The 18,131-nt window shown below is 64.0% G+C and carries 17 protein-coding genes and 2 pseudogenes; 11 read left to right on the top strand and 8 right to left on the bottom strand.

What is annotated here, in order from left to right; all coding sequences use genetic code 11:
• Positions 1–21 precede the first annotated feature (21 nt).
• Complete coding sequence (locus C7411_RS24305; protein ID WP_110386596.1) at positions 22–798, bottom strand: SDR family oxidoreductase; 777 nt, start codon at positions 796–798, stop codon at positions 22–24.
• A 105-nt stretch (positions 799–903) separates the two neighbouring features.
• Between C7411_RS24305 and C7411_RS24300 the strand changes: the two genes are divergently transcribed.
• Positions 904–1,338: a winged helix-turn-helix transcriptional regulator gene (locus C7411_RS24300; RefSeq protein ID WP_181431370.1), complete on the top strand. Its 435-nt coding sequence runs from the start codon at positions 904–906 to the stop codon at positions 1,336–1,338.
• Positions 1,339–1,591: 253 nt separating this feature from the next.
• Here the strand turns inward: C7411_RS24300 and C7411_RS24295 are convergent, their stop codons facing one another.
• Positions 1,592–1,963, bottom strand: coding sequence for a winged helix-turn-helix transcriptional regulator (locus tag C7411_RS24295; RefSeq protein WP_110386594.1), 372 nt, complete (start codon positions 1,961–1,963; stop codon positions 1,592–1,594).
• A gap of 168 nt (positions 1,964–2,131) precedes the next feature.
• Here C7411_RS24295 and C7411_RS24290 point away from each other — a divergent pair, with 168 nt between their 5' ends.
• Complete coding sequence (locus tag C7411_RS24290) at positions 2,132–3,016, top strand: alpha/beta fold hydrolase (protein ID WP_110386593.1); 885 nt, start codon at positions 2,132–2,134, stop codon at positions 3,014–3,016.
• Between the two features lie 81 nt (positions 3,017–3,097).
• Positions 3,098–3,469, top strand: a complete 372-nt coding sequence (locus C7411_RS24285; RefSeq protein ID WP_110386592.1) for an oxidoreductase — start codon at positions 3,098–3,100, stop codon at positions 3,467–3,469.
• Here C7411_RS24285 and C7411_RS24280 read toward each other — a convergent pair.
• Together C7411_RS24280 and C7411_RS24275 are read right to left on the bottom strand one after the other, a co-directional pair.
• Positions 3,394–4,143 carry a response regulator transcription factor gene (locus C7411_RS24280; RefSeq protein ID WP_110386591.1) on the bottom strand — a complete coding sequence of 250 codons (750 nt, stop codon included), beginning with the start codon at positions 4,141–4,143 and terminating at the stop codon, positions 3,394–3,396. The two genes, C7411_RS24285 and C7411_RS24280, sit on opposite strands and share 76 nt — an antisense overlap.
• A 129-nt stretch (positions 4,144–4,272) precedes the next feature.
• A pseudogene (locus C7411_RS24275) lies at positions 4,273–4,930 on the bottom strand (response regulator transcription factor).
• A gap of 621 nt (positions 4,931–5,551) precedes the next feature.
• On the opposite strand from C7411_RS24275, the pseudogene C7411_RS24270 reads away from it, so the two are divergent.
• Together C7411_RS24270 and C7411_RS38665 are read left to right on the top strand one after the other, a co-directional pair.
• A pseudogene (locus C7411_RS24270) lies at positions 5,552–5,815 on the top strand (MFS transporter); the annotation flags it as partial.
• Complete coding sequence (locus C7411_RS38665; protein WP_258365441.1) at positions 5,805–5,936, top strand: hypothetical protein; 132 nt, start codon at positions 5,805–5,807, stop codon at positions 5,934–5,936. The pseudogene C7411_RS24270 and the gene C7411_RS38665, both read left to right, overlap by 11 nt.
• Before the next feature lie 193 nt (positions 5,937–6,129).
• On the opposite strand, the gene C7411_RS24265 is transcribed toward C7411_RS38665, so the two are convergent.
• Complete coding sequence (locus C7411_RS24265) at positions 6,130–7,287, bottom strand: porin (RefSeq protein ID WP_110386590.1); 1,158 nt, start codon at positions 7,285–7,287, stop codon at positions 6,130–6,132.
• Between the two features lie 591 nt (positions 7,288–7,878).
• On the opposite strand from C7411_RS24265, the gene dbpA reads away from it, so the two are divergent.
• The 6 genes from dbpA to C7411_RS24235 all read left to right on the top strand — a co-directional run bounded on the left by dbpA (position 7,879) and on the right by C7411_RS24235 (position 14,588).
• On the top strand, positions 7,879–9,285 hold the full coding sequence (gene dbpA / locus C7411_RS24260; protein ID WP_110386589.1) for an ATP-dependent RNA helicase DbpA: 1,407 nt from the start codon (positions 7,879–7,881) through the stop codon (positions 9,283–9,285).
• A gap of 96 nt (positions 9,286–9,381) precedes the next feature.
• Positions 9,382–10,038, top strand: a complete 657-nt coding sequence (locus tag C7411_RS24255; RefSeq protein ID WP_110386588.1) for a DsbA family oxidoreductase — start codon at positions 9,382–9,384, stop codon at positions 10,036–10,038.
• 163 nt (positions 10,039–10,201) lie between these two features.
• A complete protein-coding gene (locus tag C7411_RS24250; RefSeq protein ID WP_110386587.1) occupies positions 10,202–10,924 on the top strand; it encodes a DUF3348 domain-containing protein in 723 nt (240 codons plus the stop codon).
• Between the two features lie 22 nt (positions 10,925–10,946).
• Positions 10,947–13,304 (top strand): DUF802 domain-containing protein, encoded by a 2,358-nt coding sequence (locus C7411_RS24245; protein ID WP_110386586.1) that lies wholly within the window; start codon positions 10,947–10,949, stop codon positions 13,302–13,304.
• Entirely contained in the window at positions 13,301–13,948 is a 648-nt protein-coding gene (locus tag C7411_RS24240; protein WP_110386585.1) for an OmpA family protein, read from the top strand. The genes C7411_RS24245 and C7411_RS24240 overlap by 4 nt, the downstream gene beginning before the upstream one ends.
• Positions 13,938–14,588 (top strand): DUF2894 domain-containing protein, encoded by a 651-nt coding sequence (locus C7411_RS24235; RefSeq protein ID WP_110386584.1) that lies wholly within the window; start codon positions 13,938–13,940, stop codon positions 14,586–14,588. Before C7411_RS24240 ends, C7411_RS24235 begins: the two co-directional genes overlap by 11 nt.
• A gap of 74 nt (positions 14,589–14,662) precedes the next feature.
• Here C7411_RS24235 and C7411_RS24230 read toward each other — a convergent pair whose 3' ends face one another.
• From C7411_RS24230 to C7411_RS24220, 3 genes are all read right to left on the bottom strand, one after another.
• The gene (locus tag C7411_RS24230; protein WP_110386683.1) at positions 14,663–15,784 is read right to left on the bottom strand and encodes a 3-deoxy-7-phosphoheptulonate synthase; all 1,122 of its coding nucleotides are present in this window, start codon (positions 15,782–15,784) and stop codon (positions 14,663–14,665) included.
• 166 nt (positions 15,785–15,950) lie between these two features.
• Complete coding sequence (locus C7411_RS24225; protein WP_110386583.1) at positions 15,951–16,958, bottom strand: sterol desaturase family protein; 1,008 nt, start codon at positions 16,956–16,958, stop codon at positions 15,951–15,953.
• Positions 16,959–16,971: 13 nt separating this feature from the next.
• Positions 16,972–17,958 carry a YVTN family beta-propeller repeat protein gene (locus tag C7411_RS24220; protein ID WP_110386582.1) on the bottom strand — a complete coding sequence of 329 codons (987 nt, stop codon included), beginning with the start codon at positions 17,956–17,958 and terminating at the stop codon, positions 16,972–16,974.
• Between the last annotated feature and the right edge of the window lie 173 nt (positions 17,959–18,131).

Raw genomic sequence — 18,131 nt, 5'->3', positions numbered from 1 at the left:
GCTCGGGTATCTAAACTGTCTTTATGTTCCGGCGCTGGACCGCGGACGACCCAGCTTCACCAGTTGCCGGAACATGAAGTGCGGCGCAACGCGGCTAGCAATTTTCAACACATTGCTTGCCCCGGGGCGAATCTCTGTTTTCCCGGCGTCGATACCTGCGATGGTCCGCTTGACAAGCACACTCACGTCCATGCCCCTTTCTCCTTTCATCTCCTCAGCGAACTCCCCCCGAAACAGTGGTGTCTCTGTACCCGGAGGCGCCAGTTCGACTATGGACACGCAAGAACCTTCCAGTTGTGCTCTCAGGCATTGCGTGTAAGCGTGAAGCGCGGCCTTTGACGCGCTGTATATGGGCGCGGCAGGAAAAGGAATAAACGCGAGACCCGACGATACATTCACAATCAGGCTGCCTTTCCTGCGAACGAGTAAAGGAAGGAACGCTTGAACCATCCATATGGGTCCTTTCACGTTCCCATCGATTTCAGTGGTCAGGTCATTTAACGAATATTGCTGACCCAGCTTGATGTTGCGCATCGTACCCGCGTTGTTTACGAGGGTGTCCAGCAATGGAAACCGGTCCGAAATGGTTTTGTACAGCGACTCAATGCTCGCCAAATCGCTGACGTCGCTCCTGAAAGCGTGGAGCCCCGGTATAGCTTCTCGTGCAGCTTGCAACCTCTCGGGCGAGCGCCCCGTGACAATCACTGTGTTCCCTCGGGCGGCCAGCTGCTTCGCCAATTCCAGACCAATACCGCTGGTCCCTCCCGTAATCAACACGGTCCTTCCAATCATTTCCATGAGGTTTCCCCTGCCAGGTGAGCATAAGCGCAGTTTGACGCGCATACTCTCCAATGGGAAGAAGGCACCGAAAAGTCACATACTTACCAAATGGAGAGTGTAGATATGGCAAAAGTCCCCAAGTTCACCGCGGAGCAAATTGCGGCGGCGCAGTACTACGCCAGCCTGACTCCGCCAGTCAATATTGATCCCCGGATTGCATCCCTGGTGAAGGATCTGATTGGCCGCGTTGCGGACAAATGGACAATGTTGATTCTGGACGTACTCGCGGAGAAGTCACCGCTTCGTTTTAGCCGCCTTGGCGACATGATTGAAGGTATCAGTCAGAAAATGCTTACCCAGACCCTGCGCGCAATGGAACGCGATGGCCTTGTTGCACGCACCGTATATCCGGTCGTGCCACCGAAGGTGGAGTACAAACTCACGAATCTGGGCATCACGTTAAGTGCCGCGTTTTGCGGAGTTTGGGTTTGGGCTGCTAACAATCTTGACGCAGTAGAGGAGGCGCGTCGCGATTTTGACAATCGTGCGGCGGGATGAGAGTGGCGGTCTTTGTTCGGGAGGGCTCAAGCAGGATCCCTGGCCACTGCATGGTAAGGGGCCGATAATTTCCTGGCCGAACTCCAGCGCCTTTTGCGACCACAATCGTGCATTGGCACGGCAGACCTGGCCGCCCCTACCCCGCTGTAATAGAGCCGTTGACCACGTTGTGCGCAACAATCTTGCTCGTCTGACGAGGCGATTGAAGGGTCGCGGAGGTTCGCAGAGAAGCGGTCGTAACCTGCTCTTCCTGTCAGGCCTCGTACCGCTCGTCATAGGCTTCCTGTGCCTGCTCGATTTCATGCAAATGCTTGATCGACCATTCATACACCGCACCGAACGGAACCTGCAGCGTACGCCCGAGTTCGGTGATCGAATATTCGACGGCGACTGGCGAGGTATCGAGCACCTTCCGGGCGATCAGTCCATTGCGTTCCAAACGCCGCAAGGCTTGCGTGAGCGCCTTGTGCGTAATTCCTTCCAGCCTTCGTCTTATTTCGTTGAAGCGTGTCGGCTTCTCCGTAAGCAGCGTGAGGATCATGACTGACCATTTGTTGGCCACCTGATCAAAGAAAGAGCGTGCGGCGCAGTCCGCGAAGAACACTATATCCACCTGGCATGTCATGCCGATATCCCTCTGTATATCTACGCACTTTCAGGTGCGTAATTGACCGCAAATATCCAATGTATACCATGGATGCCATGACTAACTGCTCGAAGTTTCGAGCCTGGCTCACGCTGCTGGCGCAGGCGATCGGCCAACGAACTGAGGGCATCATGGGAGTACAAAACGATGGAAGAAAATCAGCGCGATCCGTTTCGATACGGCGGGTTGAATCTCAGCGTCAGCGGTGGAAATGCAACGACGCTTCCGCTGAGCGGCGTTCACTTAACGACTCGACCGACGGCGAAGCTCTTTGCGACGGAGGCTGGCACGGGCAGGAACGTGATGTTCCTCCACGGCTGGACTTGCGATTCCCACGACTGGAGCTGGCAACTGCCATTGTTCGAGAGCAGGTATCGCGTCATTGCCGTCGACCTGCGCGGACATGGCAGATCTGAGGTCATGCCGTCGGGTACGTACATGCCCGACGATTACGTTGACGATATCGAGGCATTGGTATCGATCCGCTATCCCGGCCAGGAGTTCATCATTGTCGGCCATTCGATGGGCGGTCAGATCGCCGCCCGTCTCGCCGCCAGGCGACCGGATCTCGTCAGCGCCGTCGTATCCGTTGATGGTGCGCTCGGCTTTTCGGGTGACGCCGGCCAAGTCTTCGCCGAGACCACAGAAGCACTCAATATCGGAGACCCAAGCATGGTGGTCTCAGCCTTATTCCAAAACGTCTATAGCCCATTGACCGATCCGGCATACAGGCGCTGGCACGCAAGACGCGTCCAGGGTATGCCGCCGCACGTCGTACGTGAATCGTTCGGCCCGCTTTTCTTCGGATCTGAACAGGTGGGCCTTGGCGAAGCGAGTGCGAAGTTCTGCCGCGGCCTGACTGTTCCCTTCTACCACATCTGTCTAAATGAGGCTCAAGCGGAGCGCATGCGTACGTGGTTCTCGCACCCGAAATCGAAAGTCGAAGCCTGGGCAGACGCAGGACACTGGATCATGCTGGACCACAAAAACGACATCAACGACGCTATGACTACGTGGATCGACGCGCTGTAACCAGACAACCCTTCTTAATTCCAGGATATCCGACGTCCAATCTTGACGTCCTATCCAGTTCCTACCGGCTAAACGCCCTCGATCTGCCTAATCGCGTCGTCATGGCTCGCTGCGCCGGACTGGATACCGCCAGCCCCCTATGAGAGTCCTTCAGGCCTTTCGATCACAGGCGAGTCCATCGGCCACGCAATGAGCGAGATGGACGTGGCCGACACCATCGACGCTTTCGCACGTGCGGCAGCCGATGCGGAGCGACTGGGTTTTGACCGCGTCGAACTGCATGGCGCGCATGGTTATCTGCATGAAGCCACTAATTTAGATCTGGTATGCAGTGCCGCTAGACGGATTGAGACACGGGATATTTACAATGAGTGCGCCTATGGCGATGTGACCCAGTCGACGCTGCGGGCCACGCGTGCGCGCTCGCCACTAGCATCCGGATGGAAAACATAACCCCTTTCGCGCATTGTCCTGATCGGCCCCGGAGCAGCCATGCGTGTGTCGATCAGCTGGCGTAACCGGTGCACGTAGGCACTCACAGCCTTGGTGTGGCGCGGTGCATCGGGCCATATCCGGCGGGCAATTTCCGCTCGGGACAGCACCCTGCCCGGCATACTCGTGAAAAGATTGAGCATCGCGTAGTCGCCCTCGGTCAACGGCACAACATTTCCGTCGAACGTGAGCGTACGCGACGCATAATCCAGTTCGAAACCGTTAAAGTGGAATGGAGGCTTAAATGCCGGGTCCCGATATTGCACTGGCCTGATGCGGTCAAGCACACGCCTCGTTCTCGCCAGCACCTCGGTCGCATTAAATGGCTTGGAGACAAAATCGTCGGCCCCACAGTCCAGTGCCACAATGCGTTCCATGACGTCATCCCGTTCCCCAAGCATGATGACTGGCAGGTCATCTCCACGGTACCGCAATGCCTTCAGTGCCTCGATTGCGCTTCCGATCGTTTCACCGTCCGACATGACGATGAGTGCTGGACGCTCATCTTCGATGCGCTTCATTACCTTGCATGGATCGTATAGCACGGCAACATCAAAACCGCCCGCCCGCAGGGAGTTCCGCAACAAATCACGACACTCAGTGTCATCGTCGACAACCAGAATTATCTGTTTCATGCATCATTGCTCCGCTCTTGCCAACGCAAATCAGCGCACCAGTCTTCATGCGAACGCGGCCAGTACGAGGCCGACATCACGGATGTTTCCAGTCCGCGCCAAAGCGTCAATTTCGGCCAGCACACACCATCACCCGGAGATTTTCTCGAGGGCAAATCCCGCACCGCGATGATTGATCAGCCGCGTCTTTGCATTGATCGAGGCGAGCTTCTTGCGCAACCGGTGCACGGTCACTTCCAGCGCATTTGGTGTTACGGCATCGCCAAGTCCCCAGGCGGCATGCTCAAGTGCCGAGTGCCGAACCGTCCGGCCGGCCGCGTCGATACGGCAAAGCATGATCCGCAGTTCGGCGGGCGCAAGCGCGACCGACAGATCACCGCAGCGCATCTCGCGTTGCCGCCGATCCACCGTGACGTCCGCGAATGACGCAACAAGCGCTGTCGGCACCACTGGCCGGCGCATCAGGGTACGGATCCGCGCAACCAGCTCGCTCATCGCGAACGGTTTGGTCACATAGTCGTCCGCGCCACTCTCAAGGCCGTCCACTCGATCGTGCAAGGCATTGCGTCATCTGACCTGCAGCCCGCAGCGCACGCAGCAAGGTCAGCCCGTCGCCGTCCGGTAAGCCCCGATCAACGAGCATCACCGAGTAGTCGGCATTGCGCAGACCATAGGTCGCCACGGAGATGTTGCGAAACTGATCGACCTCGATTCCCACGCCGGCAAGAGCCTGTCTCACCATGTCGGCAAGACGTTCGGAGTCTTCGACAATTGCAGCTCGCGACATGAAACTGAACTCACTTGAACTGGCAGTTGGGCAAATCTGGCTATCGGCCCGTCTGCCTCCCGCCACCTGGGAGAGCGGGCAGCTAAAGAGGAATATATAGCGAACAGGCGAAAGATTCGCTCGCGTAACATCAGTGCCTGAGACGGGAGTGACTTTACGGGAACACGACTTACCAGTCCCTTACTGGTTAGAAAATGACTGCCGACGACGTGTCTCTGCACGATAGATCAAGAGACGTAGTATTGCGCAGATCTTAGCCGTCCTGCTGGGACGGGTAACAATCGCAGAAATGCGCATGCAACTTTCCAGCACAGCTGCACAAGTTCCCCGTAAGTCGCACGATCCCCATCATGTATCTCATCGCGCACGTGGCCCATGCGCAACTCGAGGTTGCGGTGCTGCCATCAAGGCACTTCATGCATGGCACAAGAAGGTTCAGGGGCGTCCCAGTGTGCAGAACTGGACGGCCATGTCGGGGTCCGCGCCGGTGTGATCCCCCCAATTCAACCGCCAACGGCAAGCTCCCGGCGTATCCCCTGGAGCATGCGATTCGGTCACGGGCCGCGCAAAAGCGCGCGTGGTCCAATTGAATAAAGATCGAGAAAGAGAGTCAGATTCTCGATGTCTGGCCGCATGGTGCCGATGCAGGCATTGCTCACGACGATTCCCGAGCCCGCGCGGCGCGGCGCGTTCCTGAGCGCCAACAGCGCGGTGCAGGCGCTCGGCATGGGCATCGGCGCGTGGCTGGGCGGCCAGTGGCTCACGAACGGCGTGAACGGCGCGGTCATCGGCTTCGGGCAGAACGGCTGGATCGCAGCGGCGCTCACGTGCTTGGCGCTGCTATGGGTTTCGCGCGTGGGGGGCGTCGGAAGACGTGTCGAATGACGTCGGCGTGCCTGCGAACGCGGCAGCGGCAGCGGCAGCGGCGGCAGCGGCAGCGGCAGCGGCAGCGGCAGCGGCGGCGGCAGCGGCAGCGGCGGCGGCGGCGGCGGCGGCGAAATCCTGAGCCGCAAAAGAAAAACCGGTTCGCGGTGCGTGGCGCGCCTCATGAGCGCGTCACGCACCGCGAACCGGTCGTGCTTCGGGTAGAAAGCGAATGAATCGCGGGCCGAGGGTAACGGCCGCGTGAAGCGCGAGACCCGACCGGCCGATCGGGCGCTCGCGCTTCATCGCTCCACGAGGGAGCGAGCCAGCGATGCTTAGAAGCGGTGACGCAGACCCACCGTTGCGGCGACCTGGTTCTGCGAGGTCGAAGGCGACAGCGTGTTGATCATTGCAACGTTCGCGCCGGCGTCGCCGAGTTCGCCCGAAGCGTGCTGGTACACGGCGCCAGCGTAGACGTCGGTGCGCTTCGAGAGCGAGTAGTCAGCCGTCAGCGAGACGGTGTGCCACTTCGGATCGCCCGAACCGTTCGAACCCGTGACCTTGCCGTCCGTGTACGTGTACGATGCGTTCAGGGCGAGCGCCGGCGTGAGCGCGTAGGCGCCGTTCAGCTCGAAGTTGTCCATGTGCAGGTTCGTGCCCGACGGGATCGAGAACGTGTTGCCGCCCTGACCGCCAGCGATCAGGTTTTCGTACTGCGTGTGCGTCCACACGAAGCCGACCGTTGCCGGGCCGTAGTTGTAGTTCACGCCTGCGCCGAAGGTGCGCTGCGTCTGCGCCGACAGATTGAAGTTGTTGCCGTTCGATGCCGAATTCGCGCCGTTGGCGTTCGTGTTCGTCGGCGAGTTGTTCATCTGCAGGTAGGCAGCCGCAAAGTTCAGCGGGCCGTTGCCGTACGATGCGCCAGCGCTCCATGCGCGGTTGTTCGCGAACTGGCCGGCGTCGTTGCTGAAGCCGTACAAGCCACCGAACTTGAAGCCCTGGTAGTTGACGCTCTGGTACTTGACCGCGTTCTTGATCGAGAACGAGTGGTCGAGGTTGTCGTTGTCGAACGGGTGAGCGGCAAGGTTGTTGCCGTAGCCTGAACCCGCTTCCGAAAGCGGGCCGAGGTAATCGACCATCGAGTCATACTGGCGGCCGAGCGTCAGCGTACCGAAGCGGTCGCTCTGCAGACCGACGAACGCCTGGCGGTTGAACATCGTGCCGCTCTCGGTGTCCTTGCCGTTGTTCAGGTTGAAGCCGTTTTCCAACGTGAAGATCGCATGCAGACCGCCGCCCAGGTCTTCGCTGCCCTTCAGGCCGAAGTACGTGTCGCCGACGGCGCCGCTACCCTGGTTCCATGCGGCGTGGCCGCCTGCATTGTTCGCGTAGACGATACCCGCATCCAGTGCGCCGTAGAGAGTAACGCTGCTTTGTGCGTGAGCGGAGGCTGCGAATGCGCCGAGGACGCCCGCGATAATCAAAGTATTCTTCATGACTTTCCTTATGACATTCAGACCGCGCTGAAGCGGCTCCGGGTATTGGAGCCACACCGGCAATCCCGAGCGAAGTCTACGTGTCAAAGGCTTTAAATCGCCTCGGCAAACGCTGTAACAGATATTTGCTAAATCTGGAAATATCGCAAAAAATCCCGTAAGTGCCTGTTTAAAATGAGAAATACAGAGTAACGCACGAATCGGCCCGAATCGGTTGTGTGGCAATCACGCGACGCCCGGATTCGCACGGTAATTCGATTATTGTGGAAATCGGCTTAATTTCCGGGTATTTCCGCCGATTAAAATTTCGTCGACCGGCTGAACTTTATCACGGCAATGCCGGTCTTATCGCGCGCGTGAATTATTGCCATATGCGGCGATTATTATTGCGTGAAATCGCGATTAACAAACGCGGCGTTTTCGGCTTCCTCGGCGTGGTTCGTCATTCCCCTCGCGCGGCACGCGCGCGGGCGCGGGCGCGCGCATCCGTTAAAATCCCCAAACACGCGTGCATCGCGCGCACCATCCGCATCGACGCCACTTCTACCGAACGGCCGCGTCGCCCTTACCCGTCCGGCGCGAGACCCCGTCATGACAAACAAAGCCACTCCTACGCACGCCCAGCCCTTCAGCGAGCTGCCGCTCGCGCCCGCCATGCTCGCCAACCTCACGCGCCTCGGCTACGTCGACATGACGCCGATCCAGGCGGCGAGCCTGCCCATCGCTTTCGCGGGCCACGACCTGATCGCCCAGGCCAAGACCGGCAGCGGCAAGACGGCCGCCTTTTCCCTCGCGCTGCTCTCGCGCCTCGACCCGCGCCGCCAGGACGTGCAGGCCATGATCCTCTGCCCCACGCGCGAGCTGGCCGATCAGGTCACGCAGGAGATCCGCCGTCTCGCTCGCGCCGAAGAGAACATCAAGGTGCTCACGCTGTGCGGCGGCACGCCCATGCGTCCGCAGGCGGCGAGCCTCGAACACGGCGCGCACATCGTCGTGGGCACGCCGGGCCGCATCATGGACCATCTGGAGCGCGGCAACCTCGCGCTCGGCGCACTCAATACGCTCGTGCTCGACGAAGCCGACCGCATGCTCGACATGGGCTTCTTCGACGACATCGCCACCGTGGCTCGCCAATGCCCCAAGGAGCGCCAGACGCTGCTCTTCTCGGCAACCTACCCCGAAGGCATTACGAAACTGAGCCAGCAGTTTCTTCGCAATCCGAAGGAAGTCAAGCTCGAAGAGCATCACGACGACAGCAAGATCCGCCAGCGCTTCTATGAAGTCACGGAAGACGAGCGCCTGCACGCCGTGGGCATGCTGCTCAACCACTACCGCCCCGTAAGCACGCTTGCGTTCTGCAACACGAAGCAGCAATGCCGCGACCTGCTCGACGTGCTGCGCGCACAGGGCTTTCACGCGCTCGCGCTGCACGGCGAGCTCGACCAGCGCGAGCGCGACCAGGTGCTGATCCAGTTCGCCAACCGCAGCTGCTCGGTGCTCGTGGCGACCGACGTGGCCGCGCGCGGCCTCGACATCGCGCAGCTCGAAGCCGTGATCAACGTGGACGTCACGCCCGACCCCGAGGTGTACGTGCACCGCATCGGCCGCACCGGCCGCGCCGACCAGGACGGCTGGGCGCTCAGCCTCGCGAGCATGGACGAAATGGGCCGCGTGGGCGGCATCGAGCAGGCGCTCAAGCGCGAAGTCGAGTGGAGCCCGCTCGCGGAACTGAAACCCGCCAGCGACGAGCCGCTGCTGCCGCCGATGGAAACGCTGCAGATCCTGGGCGGGCGCAAGGAAAAGATCCGTCCTGGCGACGTGCTGGGCGCGCTCACCGGCGAAGCGGGCTTCAGCGGCGCGCAGATCGGCAAGATCAACGTGACCGATTTTTCGACCTACGTGGCCGTGGAGCGCAGCATCGCGCGCGACGCGCTGCGCAAGCTCAACGCGGGCAAGGTCAAGGGCAAGAAGGTCAAGGCCCGCATGATGGACGAATGAGCCGACGAATCATCCGCGCCGGGTGCGCACGCTGCTTGCGCGTCCGCCGTGCACCGCGCCACAGCGCCCCCCGCGTTCAACAGGATCAGGAAAGCCATGAAACAAACGCTCAGAATCGATTTCGTCTCCGACATCGCATGCCCATGGTGCGCAATCGGCCTCTCGTCGCTGAATCTCGCGCTCGAACGTCTGCGCGACACCGTCGATGCGCAGATCGTCGTGCACCCTTTTGAACTGAATCCGCAGATGGGCTCCGGCGGCGAATCCGTGGTCGAGTATCTCGGCAAAAAGTACAACCGCACACCCGGGCAGATCGCCGAGACGCAGGCCATGATCCGCGAGCGCGGCGCGAGCGTCGGCTTCGCGTTCGGGCCGCGCGAGCGCGTCTACAACACGTTCGACGCGCATCGTCTGCTGCACTGGGCCGGCATCGAAGGCAAGCAGCTGCCGCTCAAGCTCGCGCTGCTGCGTGCCTGTCACGGCGAGGGCAAGGACACGAGCGACCATGCGGTGCTCGTCGCGGTGGCGCAGTCCGTGGGTCTCGACGCGGACAAGGCGCGCGAAGTCCTCGAAAGCGGCCAGTATGCCGACGAGGTGCGCGCCGAAGAGCACGAATACCAGGCGGCGGGCATCCAGTCGGTGCCGGCGATCGTCTTCGACCAGCAATATCTGGTCAGCGGCGGTCAGCCCGTCGATACCTTCGAACAGGCGATCCAGCAGATCCTGGCCGAGCGCGCCAAGGCCAGGGCCTGAACGGCTCAGGCGCCTGAAGCCCCCGCGCGGCGATGCCGCCCGCCCGCGCGAGCCGCGCTTTCACGGCCCGCCGCGCCGTCGTCCCAGGCGCCCGGCAATCCGCCAATGCCGGCCGCCCCCTCGCGGGCATGTACACTAGCGGGTTTTTTGCCCAGGTGGAAAAGTGCTAGCCCCGCAACGCCTCGCGTTGAGCGGCCCGACGCTCGTTCGCTTACTTGCCCGCTTCGGCGACGCCGAAGTGCCCGAATCCCGGCAATCGATCTCGGACCATCTGAGCCAGTGGCTCGGCTGGACGGACGCCATCGCGCTTTCGACGGCGCTGAGCGTCCAGGCGCCCGGCGGCGAGCCCGCCACGCGCGTGGGCGCCAGTGCCGAACAAAGCCAGAGCGAGCGCGTGCGCGCGGCGCTGAGAAAGGCCATTGCGGGCGAAGGCGCGCCCGCGCGGCGCGATGGACGCCGCACGCAGGCCGCCAGCCAGCCAGCCGATGTGGAACCCGATTTCGCGGATTTCCGCCAGCGCTACCTGGCGCTGCAACAGGCGATGGAGACCGACATCGCCGCGCTGCGCGCCCGTCTGCGTGCCGCGCTGGCCGCCCGCGCGCCAGCGCTCGCGCGCCTTGCGACGGTCGATACCGTGATGGAGCAGGCGCTCGGCGCGCGCGAGCGCAGCCTGCTCGCCGGCGTGCCCGCGCTGCTCGGCGCGCACTTCGAGCGGCAGCGCGCGGCGGCAGCCACGGAATCCAGCGGCGGGTCCGCCGCAGAAGGCGCCGCGCGCAACGCCTGGCTCGCCGGCTTTCGCAAAGATATGCAGAGCGTGTTGCTCGCCGAACTTGAGATTCGGTTTCAACCGGTGGAGGGGCTGCTCGCCGCCCTTCGCACCAGCTAACCCAAACGCTATGTCCCGCGCTATGTCCCGATTTCGCATTGAACCTGTTGTCTTCGTCGTGGGTCTCGCCGCCGTGTGCTGGATCGGCGCCGGCTACGCGGTCACGAACCCGCTTGCAAGCGCCGTCACGCTGCTGATCGGCGCATGCTATGTCGCGGGCGCCTGGGAGCTTTATCGCTTTCAGCAGGCCACGGCCACGCTCGCCCGGGCCGTCGCGCAACTGAACACGCCGCCCGCGCGCCTGGCCGGCTGGCTCGACACGCTGCATCCGGGCCTGCGCAACGCGGTGCGCGCGCGCATCGAAGGCGAGCGCGTGGGCCTGCCGGGCCCGGCGCTCGCGCCCTATCTCACGGGCCTGCTCGTGCTGCTCGGCATGCTCGGCACGCTGCTTGGCATGGTCGTCACGCTCAAGGGCACGGGCGCGGCGCTGGAAAGCGCCACCGACCTCGATGCCATCCGCGCCTCGCTCGCCGCGCCGGTGAACGGCCTCGGCCTCGCGTTCGGCACCTCGATCGCGGGGGTGGCCACCTCCGCCATGCTCGGCCTGCTCTCGGCGCTTTGCCGCCGTGCACGCATCGAGGCCGCGCAGCAGCTCGACGTCAAGATCGCGACGACGCTGCGCGCCTTCTCGCCGGCCCATCAGCGCGAAGCCTCGTTCAAGCTGCTGCAGCGCCAGGCCGACGCCATGCCTGCGCTCGTCGACAAGCTTGGCGCGCTGATGACGCTGATCGAGCGCCAGGGCGCCGCGCAGCACGAACAGCAGATCGCGACCCAACAGGCCTTTGCCGCGAACGCCGAAGCCGCCTGGAGCCGCCTCGCGGCTTCCGTGGGCCAGTCGCTCAAGGCGAGCGCCGCGGAAAGCGCGCGCGCCGCGGGTGCGGCGCTGCAGCCCGTAGTCGAAGCGACCATGGCGGGCCTCGCGCGCGAATCGGCGTCGATGCAGGGCGCGCTCACGCAGGCGGTACAGCAACAGCTCGAAGGGCTCGTGAACGGCTTCGAGGCGTCGACGGCGAACGTCGCCGAAATCTGGAACCGCGCGCTCGCGCAGCACCGCCAGACCGGCGAGGCACTCGCCGCCGACCTCGGCGGCGCGCTGGAGCGCTTCAACGCAAGCTTCGAGCAACGTGCCGCAGGCCTGCTCGATGGCGTGTCGACGCGCTTCGAGAGCGTATCGGGAACGATGTCGCAGGCGTGGCAGGCGGCGCTCGAACAGCAAGCGCGCGCCGGCGAGAAGCTCGCCGCAGGCAACCAGCAGGCGCTCGCCACGGCGGCGGCGGCGTTCGAGCAGCACTCGGCGGCGCTGCTGCGCGCGGTCGACGAATCCCATGCGGACCTGCAGACGAAGCTCGGCGCACGCGACGAAGCGCGGCTCGCAAGCTGGGCCGAAGCGCTCGCGGCGATGGCCGCCACGTTGCGCACGGAGTGGGAAGCGACCAGCGCGGTGTCGGCCCAACGCCAGCAGGAAATCTGCGCGGCACTCGCGCAAACCGCAAACGACATCGCCGCGCAAGCGCAGCAGCACGCGAGCAAGACGATTGCCGAGATCGATCGTCTCGTCGATGCCGCCTCGCAAGCGCCGAAGGCCGCGGCAAACCTGCACGCGGAAATTGCCTCGCGCGACGCGCATCGCCTCGAAGCATGGACTGCGTCGCTTGCCGCGATGTCGGCCGCCTTGCGCGAGCAATGGGAAGCCACGAGCGTGGCCACCGCGCAGCGCCAGCAGGAAATCTGCGCAACGCTCGCGCAGACCGCGAACGACATCACCACGCAATCGCAGGCCCATAACGCCAGCACGATCGCCGAAATCGGCCGCCTCGTGCAGGCCGCCTCGGTCGCGCCGCAGGCCGCGGCCGAAGTCATCGCCGAGTTGCGCCAGAAGCTTTCGGACAGCATGGTCCGCGACACCGCGATGCTCGACGAGCGCAACCGCCTGCTCGCCACGCTCGAAACGCTGCTCGACGCCGTGAACCGCGCCTCCACCGAACAGCGCTCGGCGATCGACGCGCTCGTTTCCACGTCGTCGGATCTGCTCGAACGCGTAGGCGGCCAGTTCAGCGCGAGCGTCGAAGCCGGGAGCGGCAAGCTGGGCGCGATCGCCGCGCAGGTGAGCGGCAGCGCCGTGGAAGTGGCCAGCCTCGGCGACGCGTTCGGCGCAGCCGTGAGCGTGTTCGGCGAATCGAACGACAAGCTCGTGGCACACCTGGAGCGCATCGAGGCCGCGCTCGACAAGTCGCTCGCGCGCAGCGACGACCAGCTCGCCTACTACGTGGCGCAGGCGCGCGAGGTCATCGACCTGAGCATGCTGTCGCAGAAGCAGATCGTCGAAAACCTGCAGCAGCTCGCGAGCCAGCGCGCGAGCGCCGGAGCGGAAGCGGCATGAACGACGAAATCGACGGCGGCGCGGCCCCCGCTGCGCCGGTCTGGCCCGCGTTCGCCGACCTGATGTCGGTGCTGCTGGGCGCGTTCCTGCTGATCCTCGTGGGCGTGGTCGGCATGCAGCTCGAACTGTCGAGCCGGCTCGCGAACGAGGTGAAGCAGCGCAAGGCCGAAACCGAGCGCCGCAAGACGCTCGAGGAAGCGCTCGCGGGCCCGCTCGCGGCGGGGCGCGTGACGCTCGTGAACGGACGCATCGGCATTAGCGGCAGCGTGCTGTTCGCGCTGAATTCGGACCAGTTGACGCCGCAAGGCCGCGATCTGCTCAAGAGCCTCGCCGGGCCGCTCACGGCGTATCTGAAGAGCCGCGACGAAATCCTGATGGTGAGCGGATTCGCCGACGACCAGCAAGTCCATGCCGGCAACCGCCGCTTCGCCGACAACTGGGAGCTTTCGGCTGAGCGTGCGCTGACGGTCACGCGCGCGTTCATCGACGAGGGCGTTCCCGCGTCGTCGGTGTTCGCGGCCGCATTCGGCTCCGAGCAGCCGGTGAGCGCCAACACCGACGAGGCCGGCCGCGCGAAAAATCGCCGCGTGGAGATTGCGCCGGTGCCGCGGCCGACCGTCGGCGAGGGCAAGCATGGCCGATGACGCGCACCCGCTGGCCGAACGGGCCGCCGCGCCCGACGCCCGCGCCCTGCTCGACGCCTGGCGCGCCCGCGGCGCGGACCGGCTCGACCCGCTGCGCTTTCACTTCATCGAGGCGCTGGAACGCCGCGCCGCCGCACACGCGGGCGAAGCGCGCCGGCTCATCGACGCGCGCCTCGCGCAACTGCTCGACGCCTTTGCCGGCGACCTCGCGCGCGAGGCATCGAAAATCACGCACGGGCTCGGCGGCGATAAGCCGGGAAGCGAACTGGGCCGCCTCGTCGATTCGCTCGCGCGTGCGCAACCCTCACAACCGGCGACGCGCGTGCGGCACGAGCCGGACCCGGAGCTAGTCGAATACTTCCGGCAAACGTGGTCGCGCGTGCGCGCCGAAAAGCAGTTGCGGCAGTCGCTGGACCAGGTGCCCAGAAACGCGGGGCCGCTCAATTCGAGCAGCCTCGTGCATCGCGCGCTCTCGCTGATGCGCGAAGTGTCGCCAGGGTATCTGCAGCAATTTCTCGCCTACGCCGATGCCCTTTCGTGGCTCGAGCAGTTGAACGCGAGCGTAGGGGTTGCGGCGCCGGTGAAGGAGGCGCCGCGGGCTGCGGCAGCGAAGAAAGGCTCGCGGGGCAAAGGGCGTTAGGGGCAAAGGGCGTTAGGGCCAGGGGCTGGCGGCCAGCGCAAGCCCGTTATGAATGTGAACAGGCCCTGGCGCCCTCACCCCGCCTTGCGCCGCGCCCGCACCGCCTGCGCCAGCCCATCCAGCACGGGTGCCGTCTGCGCCCAGCTGATGCACGCATCGGTGATCGACACGCCGCGCTTGAGCGGCACGCCCGGCTTCTGGTCCTGGCGCCCTTCTTCGAGATGGCTCTCGATCATCACGCCGACAATGCGCTTGTCGCCGCCCGCCAGCTGCTCGCCGATATCGCGCGCGACGTCGATCTGGCGCTGATGCGCCTTGTTCGAGTTCGCGTGCGAGCAGTCGATCATGACCTGCTCGCGCAGCCCCGCCTTCGCAAGCGCCGCGCAGCACGCCGCCACGGAAGCCGCGTCGTAGTTCGGCCCGCTCTTGCCGCCGCGCAGGATCACGTGGCAGTCGTCGTTGCCGCGCGTTTCGAAGATCGCGGCCATGCCCATCTTCGTCATGCCCATGAACGCGTGGCTCGCGCGCGCCGCGACGATGGCGTCGGCGGCGATCTGCACGCCGCCGTCGGTGCCGTTCTTGAAGCCGATCGGGCACGAAAGGCCCGAGGCGAGCTGCCGGTGGCTCTGGCTTTCGGTCGTGCGCGCGCCGATCGCGCCCCACGCCACGAGGTCGGCGATGAATTGCGGGCTCAGCAGATCGAGGAATTCCGTGGCCGTGGGCAGGCCGAGCGCGTTGATGTCGAGCAGCAGCTGGCGCGCCGCGCGCAGGCCCTCGTTGATACGGAAGCTGCCGTCCAGACGCGGGTCGTTGATATAGCCCTTCCAGCCCACCGTGGTGCGCGGCTTCTCGAAGTACACGCGCATGACGATCAGCAGGTCGTCCTTGAGCGTTTCGGCCTTCGCCTTGAGCAGCTTCGCGTATTCGATCGCCTGATCGTGGTCGTGGATCGAGCACGGGCCCACCACCACGACAAGCCGGTCGTCGCGCTGCGCGAGCACCCCTGCAATCTCGCCGCGGCTCGTTTCGACGAGCGTTTGCGTCTCCTGCGGCACCGGCAGCTCGTCGAGCAGCAGCGCGGGCGAGATGAGCGGCCGCACGGCGCCGATGCGCGTGTCGTCGATGCGGGTCGTGTCCTGGGTGGCGTCGGCCACGCCGACTTCCTGGTCGTGCTGCGGATTGTCGATACGGCTCAAGATGTTCTCCAGCTGCGCCTTTGACGCGCGCATCATGCATGTGTGGGGGATGAATGCGCGATTATCGCATCCGGCGCGCGAGCGGCATGCCAAACGTCATCCTGAAACGCAGCGAGGCGGCCCGAAGACCGCCTCGCACGAGCAACCGCAGCGAACGCCGCGCAGCTCAGCGCGCCGCGTCGCCCAGCGGATACCCCTTGCCCGCGAGGCGCCGCGCGATGCGCACGAGCGCCAGCCACTGCTGCGCGAGCAGGCCTTCGCCATAGTTCGCGCCGCGGCCGTGCGGCGCGGGCAACTGGTCGCGAATGCCGGTGGGCTCATGCTGCTTGTTCCACGACGCCGTGCGGAACATCACGTCCCACCACGGAAACAGCACGCCGAAGTTGCAGCCGTAGCGCGTGCCCTCGTGGCCATAGCCGATCGCATGATGGCGGCGATGAAACGCCGGGCTCACCACGATGCGCTCGAGCAGCCAGCCAAAGTCGAGCCGCGCGTTCACGTGCTGCACGCTCTGCATGAAGTTGCTCACGGCCACGAGCACGACGAACTGCGCGGGCGGCACGCCGATAACGAGCGAGATGCCCGCAAAGAACGCGGCCTGAACGATGTCGTCGAGAAAGTGATTGCGATCGTCGCACCACAGCGACATCTGCTGCTGGCTGTGATGCACGGCGTGCAGTTCCCACCACACGCCGAAGCGATGCTGCCAGCGGTGATACCAGTAGCCCGCGAAGTCGAGCACGACGAGATAGATCAGAAACGACACGAGCGGCTTGTCGGTCACGCCGGGCCAGAGGCTGTCCACCTCGATGTTCGGGATGTTGTGGATCGCCATCAGGCTCTGCCAGTGGTTGAACACTGGCGTGAGCAGAAAGAAGAACGCGATGTTCAGAATGCCGAGTTTCGCGATCCACGTGTACCAGACGTCGGCGCGCAGCGCCCGGCGATCCCCCCAGTCTTCCGCGGGCCGCAGCGCTTCGAGCGGGCGCAGCAGCACATACGAGGCGCAGATCTGGAGCACGCCGACGATCACCCAGTAGAGCGCGTCGTAGGTGTCCTCGTCGTAGCCCATCAGGCCGACCTTGTAGAAGATCGGCTGCACCACGTCCACGTAGACGAGCGTCTGCAGCCACGAAACGAGGTTGTCGGCCTGCGAAATCAGCGTATCGAGCATCGAGACTCCCCAATCAGTCCGGATTCGGCGCGTACACCGGCGCGCTGTTCGCGAAGTAGATGCCGTGCGGCGAGCGGCCCACCGCGATCGTGTCGATCAGCTTGCGCGTGTTCAGGTCGATGATGCCCACGTGCTTCGCGAAACGGAACGTCACCCAAAGATAGCGCTTGTCGGCCGAAAGCTCCATGTCGTCGGGGCCGGGGCGCAGCCCCGTGATGTCGGCGACTTTCGTGAGCGTCGTGTAGTCGAGAATGCTGATCGTGCTCTCCACGCGATTCGACACGGCGATATGTTTGCCATCGTCCAGATTGCGGAAGTTATGCGCGCCGCGGCCGGTCTGGATCTTTTTCACGACCGTGCGGTTGTGCCAGTCCACCACGGCCACGTCGTCCTCGCCCGTCATGCCCACGAGCAGGTATTTGTCGCCCGGGGTCATCCACAGGCCCGCGGGCGTGTTACCCACCTGCAGCTTCCAGAGCACCGTTTGCGTCGGCAGGTCGATGGCGGCCACTTCGCCTGTGTCCTGCAGCGTGACGAACGCCGTTTTGTTGTCGGAGGCGAACGTGATGTGGCTCGGCGTTTTCCCGAGCGCAATGCGCTTTGCGATCGTCAGGTTCTGGCCGTCGTAGCGATAGACGTCCACGCGGTCGAGCCGCAGACCGGCGGTCACGAACCATTTGCGATCGGGCGAGAAGCCAAGCTGGTACGGATCTTCGATGCCTTCCAGGCGGCGCTGTACCTGCCCCGTATGCGGGTCGAGGAACAGCAGGTCGTTCGATACCGAATCGGCGACGATGAGCGACTTGCCATCGGGCGTGATCATCAGGTGATGCGGTTCCTTGCCCGTGGGCTCGGTGCCGACCACGGTGCGGCTCGCCTCGTCGATGAGCGAGAGCTTTGCCTCGCCCGAATCGAGCACGATGACCTTGTCGTCGGCGTGGGCGAGTACGCCCCATGCGAGGCCGCTCATCAGCAGCGCAGTCGCGAGCGGTTTCTTCATACGGACCGGTGTACGCGAAAAGATCGGGAATTCTGGCATTTCGTAAGGGAAAGAAAGCAGCGAAGGCGCGTCGCGCCGGTTTGTGCTGAGATAGCGCCAGGGCAGGCGCGCGGATTGCCTGCTTAACGCGTGAGGGCCCGATTCCGATGACGCATTTTCAACGTATTCGCAAA

Source organism: Paraburkholderia silvatlantica (assembly GCF_003096715.1).
GTDB classification, from domain to species: domain Bacteria; phylum Pseudomonadota; class Gammaproteobacteria; order Burkholderiales; family Burkholderiaceae; genus Paraburkholderia; species Paraburkholderia silvatlantica.
The sequence above is the reverse complement of the archived record's forward strand: the minus strand, read 5'-3'. Positions and strand labels throughout refer to the sequence as shown.

What these genes read in the sequence shown, in the direction of transcription:
- C7411_RS24305 (WP_110386596.1), bottom strand. Translation starts at nt 798, where the DNA reads ATGGAAATGATTGGAAGGACCGTGTTGATTACGGGAGGGACCAGCGGT.
- C7411_RS24300 (WP_181431370.1), top strand. Translation starts at nt 904, where the DNA reads ATGGCAAAAGTCCCCAAGTTCACCGCGGAGCAAATTGCGGCGGCGCAG.
- C7411_RS24295 (WP_110386594.1), bottom strand. Translation starts at nt 1,963, where the DNA reads ATGACATGCCAGGTGGATATAGTGTTCTTCGCGGACTGCGCCGCACGC.
- C7411_RS24290 (WP_110386593.1), top strand. Translation starts at nt 2,132, where the DNA reads ATGGAAGAAAATCAGCGCGATCCGTTTCGATACGGCGGGTTGAATCTC.
- C7411_RS24280 (WP_110386591.1), bottom strand. Translation starts at nt 4,143, where the DNA reads ATGAAACAGATAATTCTGGTTGTCGACGATGACACTGAGTGTCGTGAT.
- C7411_RS24265 (WP_110386590.1), bottom strand. Translation starts at nt 7,287, where the DNA reads ATGAAGAATACTTTGATTATCGCGGGCGTCCTCGGCGCATTCGCAGCC.
- dbpA (WP_110386589.1), top strand. Translation starts at nt 7,879, where the DNA reads ATGACAAACAAAGCCACTCCTACGCACGCCCAGCCCTTCAGCGAGCTG.
- C7411_RS24255 (WP_110386588.1), top strand. Translation starts at nt 9,382, where the DNA reads ATGAAACAAACGCTCAGAATCGATTTCGTCTCCGACATCGCATGCCCA.
- C7411_RS24245 (WP_110386586.1), top strand. Translation starts at nt 10,947, where the DNA reads ATGTCCCGATTTCGCATTGAACCTGTTGTCTTCGTCGTGGGTCTCGCC.
- C7411_RS24240 (WP_110386585.1), top strand. Translation starts at nt 13,301, where the DNA reads ATGAACGACGAAATCGACGGCGGCGCGGCCCCCGCTGCGCCGGTCTGG.
- C7411_RS24235 (WP_110386584.1), top strand. Translation starts at nt 13,938, where the DNA reads ATGGCCGATGACGCGCACCCGCTGGCCGAACGGGCCGCCGCGCCCGAC.
- C7411_RS24225 (WP_110386583.1), bottom strand. Translation starts at nt 16,958, where the DNA reads ATGCTCGATACGCTGATTTCGCAGGCCGACAACCTCGTTTCGTGGCTG.
- C7411_RS24220 (WP_110386582.1), bottom strand. Translation starts at nt 17,958, where the DNA reads ATGAAGAAACCGCTCGCGACTGCGCTGCTGATGAGCGGCCTCGCATGG.